This is a genomic window from Nannocystis punicea (assembly GCF_026965555.1).
Taxonomy (GTDB): Bacteria; Myxococcota_A; Polyangia; order Nannocystales; family Nannocystaceae; genus Nannocystis; species Nannocystis punicea.
Genome location: NZ_CP114040.1, coordinates 752,740 through 771,616, shown reverse-complemented (window position 1 = coordinate 771,616; position 18,877 = coordinate 752,740). Strand labels below are relative to the sequence as shown.

Annotated in this window: 11 protein-coding genes; 9 read left to right on the top strand and 2 right to left on the bottom strand. The window is 71.4% G+C overall.

Annotated features, from left to right (window positions below):
* Positions 1-29: 29 nt before the first annotated feature.
* The 4 genes from O0S08_RS02810 to O0S08_RS02795 all read left to right on the top strand — a co-directional run bounded on the left by O0S08_RS02810 (position 30) and on the right by O0S08_RS02795 (position 6,274).
* Positions 30-2,540 carry a hypothetical protein gene (locus O0S08_RS02810; RefSeq protein ID WP_269037400.1) on the top strand — a complete coding sequence of 837 codons (2,511 nt, stop codon included), beginning with the start codon at positions 30-32 and terminating at the stop codon, positions 2,538-2,540.
* Positions 2,541-3,161: 621 nt separating this feature from the next.
* Positions 3,162-4,748 carry a leucine-rich repeat domain-containing protein gene (locus O0S08_RS02805; RefSeq protein ID WP_269037399.1) on the top strand — a complete coding sequence of 529 codons (1,587 nt, stop codon included), beginning with the start codon at positions 3,162-3,164 and terminating at the stop codon, positions 4,746-4,748.
* A 317-nt stretch (positions 4,749-5,065) separates the two neighbouring features.
* A complete protein-coding gene (locus O0S08_RS02800) occupies positions 5,066-5,917 on the top strand; it encodes a PfkB family carbohydrate kinase (RefSeq protein ID WP_269037398.1) in 852 nt (283 codons plus the stop codon).
* A gap of 111 nt (positions 5,918-6,028) precedes the next feature.
* On the top strand, positions 6,029-6,274 hold the full coding sequence (locus tag O0S08_RS02795; RefSeq protein WP_269037397.1) for a helix-turn-helix domain-containing protein: 246 nt from the start codon (positions 6,029-6,031) through the stop codon (positions 6,272-6,274).
* 1,032 nt (positions 6,275-7,306) lie between these two features.
* On the opposite strand, the gene O0S08_RS02790 is transcribed toward O0S08_RS02795, so the two are convergent.
* Positions 7,307-7,849, bottom strand: coding sequence for an RNA polymerase sigma factor (locus O0S08_RS02790; protein ID WP_269037396.1), 543 nt, complete (start codon positions 7,847-7,849; stop codon positions 7,307-7,309).
* A gap of 33 nt (positions 7,850-7,882) precedes the next feature.
* Entirely contained in the window at positions 7,883-9,943 is a 2,061-nt protein-coding gene (locus tag O0S08_RS02785; protein ID WP_269037395.1) for a serine/threonine-protein kinase, read from the bottom strand.
* A gap of 303 nt (positions 9,944-10,246) precedes the next feature.
* Here O0S08_RS02785 and O0S08_RS02780 point away from each other — a divergent pair, with 303 nt between their 5' ends.
* From O0S08_RS02780 to O0S08_RS02760, 5 genes are all read left to right on the top strand, one after another.
* Complete coding sequence (locus O0S08_RS02780; RefSeq protein WP_269037394.1) at positions 10,247-11,677, top strand: hypothetical protein; 1,431 nt, start codon at positions 10,247-10,249, stop codon at positions 11,675-11,677.
* Positions 11,674-12,417: a hypothetical protein gene (locus tag O0S08_RS02775; protein ID WP_269037393.1), complete on the top strand. Its 744-nt coding sequence runs from the start codon at positions 11,674-11,676 to the stop codon at positions 12,415-12,417. The genes O0S08_RS02780 and O0S08_RS02775 overlap by 4 nt, the downstream gene beginning before the upstream one ends.
* Positions 12,418-12,422: 5 nt before the next feature.
* Positions 12,423-16,757: a coiled-coil domain-containing protein gene (locus O0S08_RS02770; RefSeq protein WP_269037392.1), complete on the top strand. Its 4,335-nt coding sequence runs from the start codon at positions 12,423-12,425 to the stop codon at positions 16,755-16,757.
* On the top strand, positions 16,754-17,782 hold the full coding sequence (locus O0S08_RS02765) for a Wadjet anti-phage system protein JetD domain-containing protein (protein ID WP_269037391.1): 1,029 nt from the start codon (positions 16,754-16,756) through the stop codon (positions 17,780-17,782). The genes O0S08_RS02770 and O0S08_RS02765 overlap by 4 nt, the downstream gene beginning before the upstream one ends.
* A 533-nt stretch (positions 17,783-18,315) precedes the next feature.
* A complete protein-coding gene (locus tag O0S08_RS02760; protein WP_269037390.1) occupies positions 18,316-18,708 on the top strand; it encodes a hypothetical protein in 393 nt (130 codons plus the stop codon).
* Positions 18,709-18,877: the final 169 nt, after the last annotated feature.

Here is an 18,877-nt window from a genome sequence, read left to right as displayed (position 1 = left end):
GGGCTCGAAGGCTTGATACTCTCCCCGCCATGACGAATGACGGCTCCGCTCAGCCGCCCACCACCCTGCTCCGGCGCGCCCTCGAGCGCGCCGGTCGGGAGGCCATCAGCCGGCAGCTGCCCGCGGAGCTGCCCCCGTTGCTCATCGACGAGGGCATCTGGTCGCCGGCCGAGGCGCTGGAGGCCATCGACTTCGACGACCCGCGCAGCGTGGCGGCCCTCGCCCCGCGGCTGTCCCGCGAGCAGGCCCTCACCGCCCTCGCCCGCGCCGAGACCATCCTCGCCGGCGACCACTTTCGCGGCAGCTTCGGGCGCGTCGTCGGCGTCGTCGCCCTGCTGGGGCGCCTGCTCGACCTCGACGCCACGCAGGAAGTCTTCGATGCGCTGACCCGCCTGCCCCAGAACGCGCGCGGCCTGGTCGTCGCCCGCGTCGCCGAGCGTCTGCCCGCCGATCTGCGCGCAGACGCGGTGAGCCGCGGCCTCGCCGACTTCGACCTCAGCGGCGACGAGGACGCTTGCATCGCCCGCCTGCTGTTCGCGCGACTCGTCCCCGAGCGTCGCAAGGCCCTCATCAACGACGCCCTCTTCGCGCTCGGCGAGTTCCCGGTCGAGCCGCTCCACCTGCAGTGGGTCGCGCGGAGCGGCGCAGTCGCCCGCGCCATCGAGCTCGTGGACGCCGAGGACGGGCCCTCCGAGCGCGCGCAGGCCCTCGCCGCGGTGATCCCGTGGTGCCGTGGAGCCCAGCGCGCCGAGGCGTGGGCCACCTGGCGCGAGGAGACCGCGGAGCGCCTCGCCGCCGGCCGATCGATCCCTCACCTGCCGCTGCCCGCCGACCCCGACGAGCGCCCCGAGCTGGCGACTCTCGCTCGCGGTCTCGCCACTCCCTATCGACGCGCAGTGGCCTTGACGCACCTCGCAGCGCATCACCACGAGTTCCTCGACGAGGCGCTCGCCGCGGTGCGCCAGCTCGGCGACGACCTCGTCGTCGACCGCCTCCTCGGCCTCGCCTCGCTGCTCCCCGCGCTCGCGGGCGCCGGCCGCCACGACGCCGCCCGCGAAGCGTGGACCATCCTCGCTGCACCCGACATCGATCGCGAATCGATCTCCGACTGCTTCGACGCCTGGCCGCCGCCCGTCGACGAACCGCAGCTCGACTCCAGCCCGGGATCGCCGACCCCCGCCCGCCTGCGGGCACGAATCGCCGTCCACCTCGCGCCGGACGAGCGCCGGTCCGCGGCCCTCGGCCTGCTCGCCGCGGCCCTGCGCATCGACGACACCCACTACCGCGCGGCCGCCATCGCCGCTCTCGGCGCTCACCTCCCCGACCCCGACGCGCGCGCCCGCGTGCTCGCCCGCGCCGAGTCTCTCGCGCTCGCCAGCAGCCGCCCGTCGATCGCCCTCGGCTACCTGCTCGAGCACGTCGACCCCGAGCGTCGCCCGCAGCTGGCCCGCCGCGCCCTCGCCTTGCTCCCCGACGAGATCGACGGAGAGCTCATGCACGACCTCCCGCCGCTGCTCGCCGCGCTCCCGCCCGACGACGCCGGCGCGCTCGTGGCCCGCGCCGTCGCGGGGCCCTGGAGCTTCGTCAACCACGTGAGGGCGATCGTCGCCGCCGCCTTGCAGGCCGGCGCGGTCCGTCCGCTCGCCGAGCTGTTCCTCGGCGACAGCGACGAGGGGCGGCGCGCCGCCGAGTACGTGCTGCCGCTGCTGCTGCAGTACGCCGACGCCGAGCTGCACCCGCGGATCTCCGCCGTCCTGCTCGAGGATTTCGAAGACTCGCACATGTTCGACTTCCCCGACATCCTCGAGGCAGTGCCCTGGCTCTCGCCCGCCGAGCAAAAGTGGCTGGTCGAGCGGATCCCCAGGAAGCGCATGTACACCAAGCTCGGCAACCGGCGCGAACCGGTGATCGTCGCCCTCGCCCGTCCGCTCGCCGAGCAGGGCGCCTTCGATCTCCTCCGGCCGCTGCTCCAAGGCGCCGGTCGGCCGCACCGTCTCGCGGCCTTCGCCCACGCGCTGCCCTTCCTCGCGGCGGAAGAGCGCGAGCGAGTGACTCGCCAGCTCTTCGGCGACCTGCGCCGCGGCACGTACGGCGGCTGGCGTTGCGTACCGGCCCTCGCCGCCGCCGGTCTCGGCGACGCGCTCCTCGACGTGCTCCCGCCGACGGACATCGACGATCTCGCCCGCATCGCCCCGCAGCTCTCGCCGGAGGGACAATCGCGCCTCCTCGAGCGGATCTCGCGAAGAGTCGCCGACGACCCCGGCTTTTGCCTCCACAGCCACAGCCTGCGCCCGCTCGGTCCGCTGCTGCGCGAACTGCCGCGCGACGTCCTCGCGCACCTGTGCGAGCGAGCGCTGGCGGATGCGGGCCGCTCCGGCCGCCCCGACCTGCTGCGAGCCCTCGCCGTCGAGCAGCCCTACGACCGCGACTACGAAGACGTCGAACCCGGCCTCACGCGCGCCCTCGTCGAGCTCGCCGGCCCCGACCTGCCCGCCTGCATCGCCCTGCTCGACGACCTCGACCGCGCCCCGACGTCATGACCTGAATCGTCGCCCTGCCTCCTCGCCGAGGAGCACGACGACGGCCCTCGTCGAGCTCGCCGGCCCGGCCTGGCGTCCTCGACGACCTCGACCGACTCCGCCGTCACGACCTGAATCGTCGCCCTGCCCTCCTCGCCGAGGAGCACGACGACGGCTCTCGTCGAGCTCGCCGGCCCGGCCTCGCGTCCTCGACGACCTCGACCGACTCCGCCGTCACGACCTGAGTCGTCGCTCGGCCGCCGGGGTCGCTCCTCGACACATACGACCCCGACAGACCCCACGTCATGACCCCTGGCAAATCCGCGCTCTTCACATTGGCCGCGCCGGCCATCGCCCGAATCACACTTCGCATGCGCCCCTGATCATCGATCTCGTCGACGCATCGCGCTCCTGCCATTGGCCGATCGATCGCGCAGCGGGGCCGAGGCCGCCGGGCGACGCGTGAACTCCCGTGAGCTCGCGCCACCACCCCTTCGCCCGCCGCCAGACGGATAGCGCGCCTGCCGGCCATGACCACTCCACATTGCTGCCGGACCTCGCGGTGAGCGTCCATGCACTCTGGTCATCCGGCATCGATGCGGGCATCCTCGCCGCATGTCGATTCGATTTACATCACTTGGCATGGTAGCCCTGATGCTCGCCTGTCCGTCCGGGCCGGGCATGGAGGAGACCGGGGCCAGCGACACCGACAATGCGTCGACCACGGAGGCGACCGGGCCCGGCCCCGCCACCGCCTCCGAGACCAGCGGGCCCACGACCGAGCCCGACCCGCCGACCGGCACGACCACCGTCGATCCCGTCACCTCGACCACCGTCGACCCCGTCACCTCGACCACCGTCGACCCTTCCACCACCTCGAACTTCGACACCTCGACCTCCTCCACCAGCGACACCTCCACCAGTTCCGACACCTCCACCAGTTCCGACACCTCCACCTCGACCACCGCCGACACCTCGACCTCCACCACCGAGGGCGAGACCACGACCGGCAGCACCACCTCGCCGATCGACCCGCCACCCGGCTGCGACGAGGCCATCATCCACGTCGGCGAGCTCTTCATCACCGACGCGACCGACCTCGCTAGCCTCGAGTGCATCGTCGAGATCACCGAGAACCTCATCATCCAGAACACCCAGTCGCTGGTGTCCTTCGCCGAGCTCGCCAACCTGAAGCGCGTCGGCAACAACATCGAGATCGAGCAAAACGCCGCGCTGACCGACCTCTCCGGCCTCGCGGGCCTGGAGAGCGTCGAGGGCAAGGGCTTCAACGCTCGCGTCTACATCATCGACAACCCCGCCCTCACCGACATCTCCGGGCTGCAGGCCCTGCAGCACGTCGACCTGGTGATGATCGCCGACTGCGACGCCCTCACCGACCTCACCGGCCTCACCGGCATCGTCGAGCCGAGCTGGAGCCTCGAAATCTTCGGCAACGACAACCTGACCTCGCTCGCCAGCCTCGCGGGCATCACCGACTTCGCCGGCCGCCTCTACGTTCAGGACAACTCCAAGCTCACCGACCTGCTCCCGCTCGCCGACCTCGTCGCGCCGAACATGGAGGCCCTCATCATCGGCGGCCAGCCGCTCTTGACCGACCTGCAGGGCCTCGAGTCGGTCCAGACGGTCGGCTGGCTGCAGATCTCCGACAACCCCGGCCTCGTCGACCTGTCGGGCCTCGAGGGCCTGACCAGCGTGTCCGAGAGCCTGCGCGTGATGAGCAACCCCAACCTGCTCAACTTGGAGGGCCTCGCGGCGCTCACCCAGGTCGAGACCCTCGAGATCGACGGCAACCCGCAGCTCGTCGCCTTCGACGGCCTCGAGACCCTCACCCAGGTGAACGACCTCTGGTTCGAGGACAACCCGAAGTTGATCAGCCTCGCCGCGCTCGCCAACCTGACCGCGATCACCGGGACCCTCGAGATCGGCGAATGCGGCAACCAGGGCAACGACGCCCTGATCGACCTCCAGGGCCTCGAGAACCTGACCACCCTCAACGCCATCAACCTCTACGAGAACGACCTGCTGCAGACCATCGCGGCGATCCCCCAGGGCATCGGCCTCGAGTACCTGTCCGCGATCGACAACCCCATGCTGCCCACCACGATGCTCGCGGACTACCTCGCCGAGACCACCTGGGACCCCGAAGAGGTGCTGTGCAACAACGGCGGCGCGCCCGAGGCGTGCGAATGCCTCGTCATCCCGCCGTGACGCCCCGCGAAGCTCGAAGAGACCGCTTGAAGCGCGCGCTCGGTTCACCTCCGCTCGACCAGCACGGCTCCACGCCCCGCCGGCCACTCGACGCTCGCGCTTGGTTCCTCCTCCGCTCGACCAGCGCGGCTCCCCGTCCTGCCGGCCACTCGACGCGCGGGCGCGCTTGGTTCCCCCTCCGTTCGACCACAACGGCTCCCCCGTCCTGCCGGCCACTCGACGCGCGGGCGCGCTTGGTTCCCCCTCCGTTCGACCACAACGGCTCCCCGTCCTGCCGGCCACTCGACGCGGGGGCGAGCTTGGTTCACCCTCGCGGCATGCGCGTCGCCGTCATCGGGCATGTCGAGTGGATCGAGTTCGTGCGAGTTGCCCGGGTGCCGGCGCCGGGGGACATCGTCCACGCATCGAAGTGGTGGGAGGCGCCCGGTGGCGGCGGCGCGGTGGCGGCCGTGCAGCTCGCCCGGCTCGCCGGCGAATGCACCTTCTACACCGCGCTCGGCACCGACGCCCTCGGCACGCGGGCCCGCGCCGAGCTGACGGCGATGGGCCTCCGGCTCGAGGCCGCAGTGCGCCCGCTCCCGCAGCGCCGCGGCTTCACCTACGTCGACGACGCCGGCGAGCGCACGATCACCGTCATCGGCGAGCGACTCGCGCCGCAGGCCGCCGACCCGCTGGCGTGGGACCTTTTGGCCGAGGTCGACGCGGTCTACCTGACCGCCGGCGACGTCGACACCGTGCGACTCGCCCGCCGCGCGCGCAAGCTGGTGGCGACGTCGCGGATCCTCCCCATCCTGCGCGCCGCCGGAGTCGTGCTCGACGCGCTCGTCGGCAGCTCGCGCGATCCGTCCGAGCGCTACGCCGCAGGCGACCTCGACCCGCCGCCGCCGCTGGTCGTGCGCACCGCAGGCAGCGCCGGTGGCAGCTACGAGCTCGCGGACGGCCGGCGCCACGACTATGCAGCCACCCCGCTGCCGGGCCCGGTGGTCGACGCCTACGGCTGCGGCGACTCGTTCGCCGCCGGCCTGACCTACGCCCTCGGCGCCGGCCTGGCCCCGGACGAGGCCGTCCAACTCGCAGCCCGCTGCGGCGCCGCCGCCCTGACCGGCCGCGGCCCCCACGGCGGCCAGCTCGGCCGCGAAGATCTATCTATTGAAAAATCCCATCATTGAACGCTTTGCCGCGGGCCGGCACGTTCACGGCAGCACTCCGCACGAGCGGCCGCAAGCCGCTCGAGGGTCGCTCGATCTGCGCGAGACCAAGCGAGGGAAGTACAAGGCGCCATGCCCTCGGTCACCCGCGAAGACTTCGACCTGGAAGCCGTCGAGCGCTGCCTTTGCATCGAGGCGCTCGAGCTCGCCGGCAACATCGTCGACGCGGCTTATCGCCGCGGCATCACCCGGCAGGAGATGAAGCGACGGATCAAGAAGCACCGCATCACCTGGCCGCGGCCGGCCCAGCCCGGGCGGGGGTCGGCACCCGCGGGAGCCGAAAGCGACGGCGGCGAGACCTCCCCGGCGACTGCCTGAGGACGAACGCTTCAGCCCCTCCGCGAAGCCCTTCGTGTCGACGACCGCGGCGGCAGGGTCCACCCGCCGTGGTACGCCTGTTCGACGTCTTCAAGGACCGCGACCGCCGACGTCGACAACCTCGGCTCGATGGCCAGGGGCGCGCGCCAGCGCCAGGGAGCAGTGCGCCGCACGCTGGAGCGTCGCACTACCACAGAGTGTAGCTCCATTGTTCCCATGCATAGGTATTTGAATGTGTGTAGACATGATCGTCCAGGTTCGCCCCCAAGTGCGAGCCCGTGCGCCGCCGAGGTCAACAGAAAATGCTGTCCTACCGGCTCGATGAGCACCGCTTCCACTCCGCGCGATTTGAATGCACATAGACCGAGCCGTCCGGGCGCGATCTGAGCTGAGTGTGATGATAACTCACGAGAAAAGCCGCGCCACCGCCAGCATCAGCTCTCCATGACACAGGTCGAAGCCCGCGAGTCCTGGGGACTCGCGGGCTCTCATGTGTTCAAGTGGCTGGCCTCACTGCTCGAAGCAGTAACTACGCGGATTTTCTCAACCCGTTGATCGCGCTCGCAAATTCGCCGAAATCCGCGTAGACGCTCATGAATTCGCTCCTTCTTTGAACGCCCGCGAGTCCCCAGGGCTCGCGGGCGTCGACCTGTGTCGTGGAGAGATAATGGAGACGCTCCAGGAGCGCGCACAGCCGAGCGCAGACATTCTTGCCGCGCTCCGGTAGTTCACGACCCCAGTCCGCCTTCTTGCAGGAGCACCCAACGGTAGCCGTCATCGCCCAGGTGGCCGTCTCGCACGTATGACCCCACTGCCATCTTGGTGGCGCCGCCGTGGTGGGTCACCCGCGGGCGGCAACGGATCTTTACAACGCTCTTCGTGAATGCGTCATCGGTGGCTTTACTTGACCAGATGAAGCCTCGCCGGGGCGCAGAATCGACACCTTCTCGGGTTCAAAGGGAGTCTGCTTCGGCATCGGGTCCTCCTGTAGCGATGGGCCTGGAGATGTTCCCGTCAGCCGGGCAGAGCGGCTCACGCCCCGTCGTGCCGGTAGCTGTCCTCGACGTCCTCGACGCCGATGGCGTCGTCCGGCGTCCGCGTCTCGCTGGCGATCGCGTCGATGTGACGCCGGGCTTCCGCGAGGCGGCGTTTGACCGTCGCGGGGCCCTTCTCGGTGGCCGCGGCGATCTGCTCGATCGTCAGACCCTCGCAGCGCATGAGGAACATCGTGCGCTCCTCCTCGTCGAGGCGGGCGAGCAGGACGGACACCCGCAGGCGGCGATCGACCTTCTGACTGACGGTCGTCGTCGACGCCGCGAAATGCGACTGGTGGAACTCCTCGTAGGTCTTGAGCCGGGTCCGGGCGTGCAGCAGTTTCATGCGGGCAATCCCCCACAGGTAGCGCTCGACGTCGTCGAGCGGACCGTCGAGTTTGCGGAGGAACACCTCGAAGGTAGCCTGCACGAGGTCCTGCGCCTCCGCGCGCGGGACGCCGCTGCTGCTGAAGAAGCGGTGCAGGCGGTGAGAGTGGGCGCGCACGAGCGCGGCGATCTCGGTCGGGGTGGGTTTGGCCATGCTGCTCCTGTCCCGCGACGCGGGGTGTTCGGCTCACGGGCGCCGGTACGCCGCGAGGACGCCGGCCGCGAGTTGTTCGTCGCCGTGGCGGGCCGTGAACTCGCCGAAGGCGAGGTCGCGGCCGACGAGCGACCATACGTGTCGCACACGCTCGCGCGCGCTCCGTCCGCTCGTCAGCTCGATCTGCCACAGGCCGGAGCCGTCGACGCGACCCTTGCCTTCGAACGGGACGTCCGGGCGCTCGCGGTCGCGTGCCGACGCGATGACGAGGTCGCACCCCGCAGCGCCGAGCTCGACCTCGTAGGCGCGCTGCTCCCGGCTCATGCGGTCGCGCGCGAGGACCAGCCATCGCCCGGCGAACCCCCTGGCGTCGCGGCACGCGCCAGTCTTCGCCGGCAAGCCGATCGTCGCGGTCGGATCGGGCGGCGGGCAGGTAGGCTCCGCCCAGGGGTCGGCCGTGCACGTCTGGCGGCATTCGGCCGTCGCCTCGGCGCCCAGGCAACGCGCGCCGCACAGAGCCGTGCAAGGCAGGTCGTCTGTCGGCGCGTCCTGGACCGTCGTACGCGCGCCACGCACCACGCCGGAGAAGCGCTGCTTGCCGCTCGCCGCTTCCGCGTGGAAGTCGCCGTACAGCCGATCTCTGTCGACGATGAAGGAGAACTCGTATGTGTGATCAGCGGTGGCCTCGCCGTCCTTGCGGGGGCTGAAGCGCCCTGCAAAGCCGCCGGTAAAAGGCCGCGACCACGCGAGCTGGACGCGTTGGCGGTCGCTTCGGGGTTGCGGGTAGACGATGCCGTCGTTGCCGAGCTTGCGCAGGTCGACCCACAGGCCGCAGGGCGAACCATCGCGCGTCAGCTCGAGCGTGTACCGCCCGACCTTCCCGAGGTGGACAATCTGCTCAGCCCACTCGGCGGTGGCCGAGAATCTCCAGGCCCCGGTTACGGAGTCGACGTCGGGACACTCGGCGTCCATCGTCGTCGGCCGCGCCGCAGGGCTCTCCATCATCTCGAGCTCCTCGCTCGCCGTCGCTTCCTCCTCGGCCGCTTGCGGAGCGTCCCAGAACCCCATTGCCGTCAGCACGCCGCCGACCGACAGCGCGCCGACCGCCGGGAACGCCAGCCAGGGCGCGACGCTGCGGCGCGTCGATCGACGCACGGGCACGAGCTCGGTCGTCGAGTCGACGTCGATGCCGAGGGCAGGCGCGGGCCCGGTCGCCGACGACCTGCGCGCTGGCTCGGTCAGCGGTAGCGCGGCCAGCAGCGCCGGCATGTCCGGGAACCGACGATCGGGCACGGGGTCGAGGGCCCGCCGGAGCGCCTCCAGCACGGGTGCCGGGAGCGGCACCTTCGGCGCATGCAGCGGCCGGCGCTGCTCGGGATCGTCGGACTTGGGGTCGTAGGGCAGCGCGCCGCACAGCGCCTTCCACAGCGCGGCGGCGAACGAGAATTGGTCGCTGCGTGCGTCCTGCGGCTGACCGGCGAGCGCCTCGGGCGACATGAACGCCGGCGTACCGACGCGCGCTCGCCTCGCGTCGCCGCCGGCCGCCGCCGAGAGGGCGAGCCCGAAGTCGACGATCTTCGGCACGCCCGCGACGAGGACCACGTTGCCCGGCTTGAAGTCGCGGTACACGAACCCGGCCCCGTGGATCGCCGCGAGCCCCTCGCCGACGCGCTTGAACGTGGCGAGGATCTCCTCGTGGCTGCGGGTCGCCTCCTCCAGCCATTGCTTGAGCGGTACCCCGAGCTCCATGGCGACGAAGAAGCAGCGGTGCTCGCCCGGTACGAGCTTGAGGACGTCGAAGTCATGGACGATGACGATGTTCGGGTGCGAGACCCCGGCGAGGTCCTGCGCCTCGCGCTTGACCCCGCGGGCGAGCCGGTCGTCGGCCAGGCCCGGGAACAGCTTGAGGGCCACGCGCCGTTTGAGCTTGGTGTCGAGCGCCTCGCACACCACGCTGCTCGCCCCGTGATCGAGCACCCGGAGCACCTGGAACTTGCCGTCGCTGCTCGTGACCGCCGTGCGCGCGAGGTTCGCGGTGAGGACCTCTTCGCGGAGCCGCCGCTCCAGGGCCTCCACGTCCTCCAGACGGTGCATGAACGTCACGGTCGACACGACGCCCGCACGATACTCCAGCCGGCGCTGCGCGCGATAGCGCCGGTCCCGGGCGTAACATCGTTTGATCTACAAATACGCGGGGTCCGAAAATTGTTGCCGGGACCGTGAGCCGATCCGCCGGGCTGGCGGGAGAGGGTCGTGAGGAGCCGATACGACATGCCCCCGACTCGCCCCGTCTTTCGCCCGATACGCCGCGGCCTACCGCGAGGCCGCTGCGTCGACACCGCATGGCGGCGCCGCGTGGCTACCCGCTGTCAGCCGGTTCCGTTAGGCTCCGCGACCATGAGCGAAGTCGCGCCTGACAACTGGCAAGACGCCGTGACCCGCCGCCTGCGCACCCTCGTGCGCCTCGGACCGCTGCACCGCATCGAGGCGGTGAAGGTCCACCGCGACGACGACCTCGAGGGCATCGACCTTCGCGCGCTGTGCCTGCGGGCCCTCGACCTGACGATCGAGCGGATGGGTCTGGGCACGGGCATGACGCACGACGAGCTGTGCGACGAGCTCGAGCCGATCGTCGGCCGCATGCGCCCCGACCTGAGCCTGCCCGAATGCCGTGATGTCGCCGAGGCAGTCGTGCTCGACCTGCTCAACGAGCGCGACCGCCGACGCGAGTTCCGCGAGCGCTACGCCGCCTTCGACGGCGAGCGCGTGGTCCACCGAGAGATCTGCCTGCGGCTGCTCCGCGAGTCCGAGCTCGGTGACGGCACGATCGTCCTCAAGGCGACGACCGAGGCGATCAACATCTACGCGGGCATGCTCGAGTATCCCGTCGAGGACGCCCAGATCGCCGAGGAGGCGGTGCTGCGCTCGCAGATCCACCGGGGCCTGATCGCCGACGCGGTCAAGACGGCCCAGCGCTACCGCATGCGCAGCATCGAGTACGAGCAGAAGATCCAGGCCTACCTCGAGACCGCCCGCCGCGACGTCACGCAGGTCGACTGGATCCACGAGGTCCTGGCCTTCCTCGCCGGCGCGCGAGCCCATCTCGAGGACCGCCAGCGCCACGACCACGACCTCCTCCGCAGCATCGAAGACCGCCTCGATGCGGCCGGCGACAGCGACGCCGGCGCGCTCGCCCGCCTCCGCGACACCGTGGAGGAGTGCTACCGCCGCCACATGCAGCTCCATGGCCGCATCATCCCCGCCAACCAGGACTACCTGCGCGAGCAGGACCGTCAGGTGTTTCGCCCGCGCCTCGCGGCCTCCTACCCTGACCTCGAGGCCGACGTCCTCCGCACTGCGCTCGAGCTGCCGGCCGGCGCTCTGGCCACCCTCGCCGACGGCCTCCTGGCCCGGTTCCAGCCGCCCAGGCCGCCGCCGCAGCTCCGGCTCTGCACCTTGATCGACAAGCTGCTCGCGCCGCGGCGCGCCAGCGACGACACCGAAGTGACGCCCGAGCTGGCCGACCTCGAGACCGTCGACGCCACGCGCACCTACTTCACGGCCGACGACCACGCCGTCGTGGAGGACCTGCTGACCTCGCTCCCGCCCCGGGAACTGCTGCTGTCCACGTGGTTCGCCGAGCTGCGCGCCGATGGGGTCGAGGCGCGGTTGCTCCGCCTGCTCGGGCTCCGCCTGCTCGCCCTGTTCGGCAACCCTGACGACCCGCTCGCTCGCCGCTACAGCATCTGCAGCAGCGGCCGGCAATTCATCGATCCCGACTTCTCCGGCGACGACCTCGTTCTCCTGCGAAAGGTGCCGACCCCGTGACCCCCTTCCACTTCGAAACCATCGAATCCGCGGCGCGCCTGGTCGCCTTCGGACTGACCCCGGGCCTCAAGCCGGCGCGCGAGCCCGCCTATGCCCAGCTCATCGAGCGCTACCGGACCGACCCGACCATGCGTCACTGCACCGACGCGGTCGCGCGCGGGCTGCACCTCGCGGTCCTCGGGTTCACGCCCCAGGGGGTCGTGCTGGGCGCCAACGAGGACGGCCCGTTCGCCCACAAGCTCGCCGACTACCGCCGGACCACCCTGAGCGTGGAGGACCGGATGTGCCACGGCCTCGTGCAGCTGGCGATCGCCGCATGGTGCTTCCCGGCGGCCCAGGATCTCGCGGCCTCGGACGACAGCGCAGGCCTCCGCTTCTCGACCAACAAGGTCGTCGCCTACGTCGTCCGGCTGAGCGAGGAGCTGCAACGCCGCAGCCAGCACGACCCCGAGCTCGGCTCGCCCGAGCTGCGTGAGGCGTGGCGCGCGATCCTCCAGCGCCCCGAGACCCGCGCCACCCCCGACGGCCGCCGCGCCGCGAGCACGCTGCACGGCATGGTCGAGTACGCCCTCGAGGTCCTCGACAAAGGAAGCCTCGTCCGCCGCCTGTCCGACGACGACGGCGGCACCTGGCAGGCCCTCGCCGCCTACCGGATCCACGTACGCGAGCTCGCCGCGCACGACGCCTTCACCCTCGTCCAGAGCGTCCGCCCCGCCCGCGACGCCGCCGCCCAGGAGTAACGATCATGCCTCGCCTCATGCGCCTCCACTTCGCGTCGATCGGCCACCGCGACGCCCGTCTCTCCCCCCTGACCCTCGACTTCCGCGACGAGCACCACGGCACCGGCGTCGACACCGTGCTGTGGCTGCGCAACGGCGGCGGCAAGTCGTCGATCCTCAACCTGTTCTTCTCGCTGATCCGGCCCGGCGTCCGCGAGTTCCTCGGCAGCGCCGCCGAGGGCAAGAGCCGCCGCCTCGCCGACTACGTCAAGGACGGCGATCTCGCCTTCGTCGTCAGCGAGTGGGACCTCGCCCCGCGGCTCGACCTGTTCGCCTCGCCGCCGGCCCGCGTCCAGGTGCTCGGACAGGTGCTCAGCTGGAAGGGGCTGCAGCGCTCCCCCGACGAGTCCAAGCTGCGCAAGCTGCTGTTCAGCTTCCGGGCCGGGCCCGAGCTCGGCTTCGACGACCTCCCGGTCCGCGGCCTGGGCGAGCCGGTGGCCTCGTTCGACGCATTTCGCGAGTGGCTCGCCGGACACAAGAGCCGCAGCCCCGCGCGCGAGGTGTTCTACACCGACGCGCCGTCGCCCTGGCGCACGCACCTCGGGCAGCTCGGCCTCGACCCCGACCTGATGAAGGTCCAGATCGAGATGAACACCCGTGAGGGCGCCGCCGACGAGAGCTTCCGCTTCCAGGACCCCCGGGCATTCGTCGACTTCTTCTTGCAGCTCGCGATGGACACCGAGAAGGCCGGCGAGCTGTCGGCCAACCTCGAGACCTTCCGCAGCAAGCTGAAGCAGCGGCCGGTGCTCTTGCTCGAGCGCCAGCTGTTCGACGCCGCCCTGCCGCCGCTGCGCGAGCTCGCGGCCGCCGTCGATGCCCGCGAGGCCGCGCGCCGCTACCTCGCGGCGACGATCGACGCGGCGGCCGGCACCGCGGCTGCCCTCCGCCAGCGCGCCGAGAGCTTCGAGCGCCGCGCCGCCGAGCGCCGCCGCGACCACGAGCGCGCCCAGAGCCAGGCCCGCCTCGCCAGCAACGAGGCCGATCTCAAGCGACGCTGGGCCCTCGGCGTCGAGCGCCGCGCCATCCGCCTGCGCGCCGGCGAGGCCGAGGAGGCGCTCCAGCGAGCACGCGGGGCCTGGGCCCGGCGCCGACGGGACGTCGACAGCATCGAGGCCGCCCGCACCCTCGAGCAGCTCGAGGGGCTGTCCGCCCAGGTCGTCGCCAAGCAGGCCGCGCTCGACCGCAGCACGCGCGAGCTCGTCCCTCTGAAGGAGTCGCTCGAGCGCGCCGGCTCGCGGCTGCGAGGTGCACTCCGGGCCAGCGACGCGCTGCACGCCGAGCGCGAGCAGGATGCCACGGAGCACCTCCACGGCTGCAAGGCGGCCGAGCAGGCGCTGCGCGACGAAAAGAGCCAGGCGGACACCCGCATCGGCGGCCTCACGGCGGAGACCCGCACCTGCCGCCAGCGTCTCAAGGAGCGAGAGCACGCGCGCGAGATGCTCGCCCGCGACGGGACGCTCGACAGCTACGAGAAGGCCGAGGACGCGCTCGCCCGCTGGCAGGAGCTCGCCGCCCGCGCGACCGCCCGCGTCGAGGAGGCCGGTCGGCGCCACGAGCAGCGCACGCGCGAGCGCCAGGAGCTCGCCGCGACGTTGCGCCCGCTCGGCGAGGAGCGCGGCCGGATCGAGGCGCAGGTTAAGGCCGCCCGGGCGACGCTCGAGCAGGCGCTCGCCTGGCGCGACCGACTGCGCCGCACGCCGCTCCTCGGCGAGATCCAGGGCGTCGACGAGGCCGACCTCGAGCAGCCGCGCCTCGAGGCGCTGCTGCGCGAGCAGGCCGAGGCCGCCCGCCGCCGGATCCTCGAGCTCGGCGTCGACGCGGCCGAGGACGAGCGCTCGCTCGACGCCCTGCGCTCCGACGGCTTCCTGCCCCCGACCCGCGACGTCGCGGAGGTAGTGCGGACGCTGCGAGCGCGCAAGATCGCCGCGCACGCCGGCCTGCGCTACCTGGCCGAGAACCACGCCAGCGCCGAGGCCAGCGATGCCATCGCCCGGGATCCGGCCCGGCACGCCGGCGTCGTCGTCCTCCGCGCCGAGGACCTCTCCGTCGCCCGCGACCTCCCGGCGCTCGACATGCGCTTGCGGACGCCGATCCAGGTCACCTGGGTCGGCGCGGATAGCCCCAGCGGCCCCGCCCCCTGCGTCCTGCCGCCCGATCCCGCCACGTACGACCGGACCGCCGCCGACGTCCGCCGCCTCGAGCTCACCGAGGCGAACGAGGCTCGTCGACGCGTGGTCGACGACCTGCGCCGCCGTGAACAGACCTGCAACGCCGCCGCCGACGAGCTGGCCCGCTGGCTGGGCGCCTGGGGCGGCGGCAAGCTCGACGCCCACGAGTCCCTGCTCGCCTCGCTGGTCCGGCACGCGCAGCAGCTCGCCGAGCAGATCGCAGACGTCGAAGCGCGCCTCGGCCAGCTCGCGGCCGACATCGCGGCGGCCGCCGACGAGCGGAAGGCCGCCGAGGCAGAGGTCACGCGGGCGAAGCAGCACGCCGCACGCGTCGGTGCCTTCATCGAACAGCACGAGCGCCACTTCCAAACCTGGACCGACGAGCTCGAGCGGCTGCAGCGCGAGTCCGACGTCCTCGGTCGCCGGCTCGAGGAGCTCGCCGTGCTGATCGCCCAGGCCGGCGAGCGGTCCCACGAGGCCCAGCGCCGGGTCGACGAGCTCGGCCACCAGCGCCGATCGATCCGCCGCCAGCTTGATGCCGTCCTCTACCACGGCGCCGACGAGGACGACGACATCCCGGCGCTCGCCGAGGCCGAGGCCGAGTACGAGCAGCTGCGCGCCAGCTACGAGCAGAAGACCAGCGAGAACCGCCTGCAGTGGGAGCTCGAACAGTTGCAGCGGGACCTGGTCCGCGTGCGCACCGCCTACGCGAACCAGCTCGAACGCGGCCTCGACGAGCCGGAGGTCCGCGCGGCCCTCGCCCGCGCCGACTTGCCGGGCCAGCTCGCCCGCGCGCAGGCCTTCCTCGGGGACGCCGTCCGCGATCAGGCTCGGGCGGAACACACCCACGAGGCCGCGCAGCAGGCAGTCGCCGCGCTCTCACGCAAGCGCGACGCCGACGACGTCCCGACCGACGGCCGCCCGTTGCCGACCACCAGCCAGGACGCCGACGTCCTGGTCGAGCAGCTCCGCGACGAGGCGCAGGTCGCCGTCACCGCACACGAGCGCTGGCACGGCGAAGCGCAGCAGCATAACGACGCCGCCACACAGCTCGAGGCCAGGAAGGCCGCGCACGAGAGCGCCCTCGAGCTGCTGCTGACCGTCGTCGCCGACGAGCTCGACGAGCGCCCGCCGCGGGACCTGCCCGACGACGACGCCGCCGTGCGGTCGTCCGTCACGGACCTGTGCTCACGCCTCCAGAACGCCCGCACCGCCGACGAGCGGAGCGCCCTGCGCGTGCGCAACTGCAGCGACGCCGTCCGCAACATCGCCGCCGACGAGCGCTTCGCCAGCCTCAAGAACCAGGCCCGCGACCGCCTGCGGGCCGACGCCGCCGAGCTCGCCGCCGACGCGTCCAAGTTCGTCGATGAATTCGAGAAGGCGCGCGAGGTCCTCGACGCCGCGATCTCCGAGCTCGACGATCACCGCCGGATCCTCATCACTAACCTGATCGGTCTCGGCGAGGACGCCGCCCAGGTCCTGCGCCAGGCCGCCCGCGCCAGCGTGCTGCCCGAGACGCTCGGGGCGTGGGGGGGCCGCAGCTACCTGCGCGTCGACTTCCACATCCCCGACGGCGACGCCGACAAGCAGGCCCGGATCGCCCCGCTGATCGACCGCCTCATGGACACGGCGAACGTGCCCAAGGCGCTCGACCTCGTGCAGCAGGCGATCTTCGAGCTCGCCGGCGGCCGCCACGACGCCTTCAAGGTCACGGTGCTCAAGCCCGACGCGATCCTCCGCCCCGACCCGGTCCCCGTCGAGCTGCTCAGTACCTTCAGCCGCGGCCAACAGCTCACCGCGGCGATCCTCCTCTATTGCACGATCGTCCAGATCCGGGCTCGCCGCCGCGGTCGTGGCCGCGCCATCGTCGACGCCGGCACCCTCATCCTCGACAACCCGATCGGCACCTGTTCCAACCGCGCCCTGCTCGAGATGCAGCGGACGATCGCCCAGAAGATGGGCGTCCAGCTCGTCTACACCACCGGCGTCGAGGACCCGGACGCGATCGCCGTGCTCCCGAACACGATCCGCCTGCGCAACGCCCACCGTGACCGCCGGACCGGCGACCTCCACGTCACCGAGGACGACCACGACCCCGTCGAGGGCGTGCGGCTGCATGCGAGGACCGCGTGAGCGCCGCCGAGGCCCTCCTGTTCGCCCTGCGCGAGCGCGCCGGCAAGCGCCGGCGCCTCGCGCTCGACGACGTCTGGCACGTCTTCCGCAGCGCCCTGGCGATCGAGTACAGCGATCGCGGACGCGAGGCCCTCGCCGCCTACCTCACGGCCCTTCGTGACCAGGGCCACCTGCAGCTCCCGCAACAGCGCAACCAGTGGGACCTTACGCCCGCGCCCCCGCTCCCGCGCTGGGTTCAACTCGCGGCCTCCGCCCCGGCTGGCGCGCCGATCGACCACCGCAGCATCGCCTGGCCGCCCGAACTGGCGCGCCTGATCGACGAGCCGAGGATCGCCGCCGACGTGCTCGCGGACCTCCTCGAGATCAAGCGCTTCCTCGCCGACGGCGGTCGTCGGCGCGAGCCGGTGCCGCTGCGCGAGCGCTCGGTCGAACTCCTCGGCGACGAGAAGCGCCTCGACGTCCTGCTGCGCTCGCGGCTGGCCGCTCGCGTCGGACTCGGCCCGGAGCTCCTGCGCGTGCGCGCGGTCCCGGTCCCGATCGTATGGGAGCCCGGGCCCGCCGCCAGCGATGCCACCACGATCCTCGTGATCGAGAACCTGCACACCTATGATTCGTTCCGCCGCTGGAACGCCCGTGAAGGCGGCTACCTCGCCGTGGTCTACGGTTCCGGAAAAGCGTTCGCCGGCATGCTCGACGACCTCGGTCGCATCGTCGTCGAACTCGGCGCCTTTGAGATCCACTACTTCGGCGATCTCGACGCCGAGGGTCTGCAGATCCCCGCCGCCGCAGCCCGGGCGCTGGGCGCTCTGCCCCTCCTGCCCGCGGAGCGATGGTACGAACTGCTCCTCGAGCGGGGCGCAGGTCGCTCGCTGCCCGACGTCGAACCGAACGCTCCCGAGTCAGGGCTGCAGTGGCTCCCCGAGCGCCTCCGAGCCCAGGTGAGACCACTGCTGGTCACCGGTCGGCGCCTCCCGCAGGAGCTTGTCGGATGGGATCAACTACGGGAATGTCGCCGTCAGGAATGATCTTGAGGCCGGTAGTTGGCGGGCATCCTCACCTCCACATCCATTCCAGGGTTTCGATCTCCTCCGTCCGGTGGGGCCGCTCGTCGCGACTGACTGACCCTCCTCGTCGCGATCAGTCGACAGCGGTCAGAGGGTCCAGGTGGGTCAGCTCGCCGCCGTCAGGTGTCGGGTTCTGACCGCCACCAAAGCAAGGACATCACCGCGATCAAGAAGTCGCTGGTCAGCAAGTCGCACAATACGATATGCGAGGTGCTCAAGACCCTCCGCCGGCTGTTCAACCGGGCGATCGCGGAGAAGGAGATCAAGTGCGCTCCGGTGGACTTCGAGACCCCCCGCCGGAAACCATCGTACGCGGCAAGCTCGATGTCCCAAGGGAGGACCGAGGATGAACTCGCCTTGACTCCGCGCCTCGCCGAGGTTCTGCGGAGCCACCCGCGCCTCCGCCGAAATCCGCGTGGGCATTCATCCGTCCCGACGGCTGCTTCGCCAGCGACGCCCGCTTCACCTGGTGCGGCAACTTCCAGGACGGCCGCGTGACCGTCCGTAACTCGAGCGGCTCCTACCTCCACCTCACCCACGACCTGGCCCCCGCCTACGCCGCCGGCTGGCGCTACGCCGGCGACTTCCGCCACGGGATCGCCGTCGTCCAGGGCGAAGACGGCCGCTCCACCCACATCGACCGCGACGGCCATCTCGTCCACGGCCGCTGGTTCAACGACCTCGATGTCTTCCACAAGGGCTTCGCCCGCGCCCGAGACAGCCGCGGCTGGATGCACGTCGACCGCAGCGGCGAGCCGCTTTACAGCCGCCGCTTCGCCGCCGTCGAACCCTTCTACAATGGCCAAGCCCGCGTCGAGCACCACGACGGCGACCGCGAGATTATCGACGAACACGGCGATATGGTCCTCGTGCTCCGCCCGAAGTAGCTTCGCACTCGACAGCAGGTTTCCTACAAGAAACTGTCCCAGGGAACGTCGTTTCCGGGGTGGCCTAGGACTACCAAGAAACTGTCCGAGGAACGTCGTTTCCGGGGTGGCCTGGGACTCGGCCGACGATGCGACAGAAACCGCCGGTGCGGCGGGGTCGGAGCCTGTC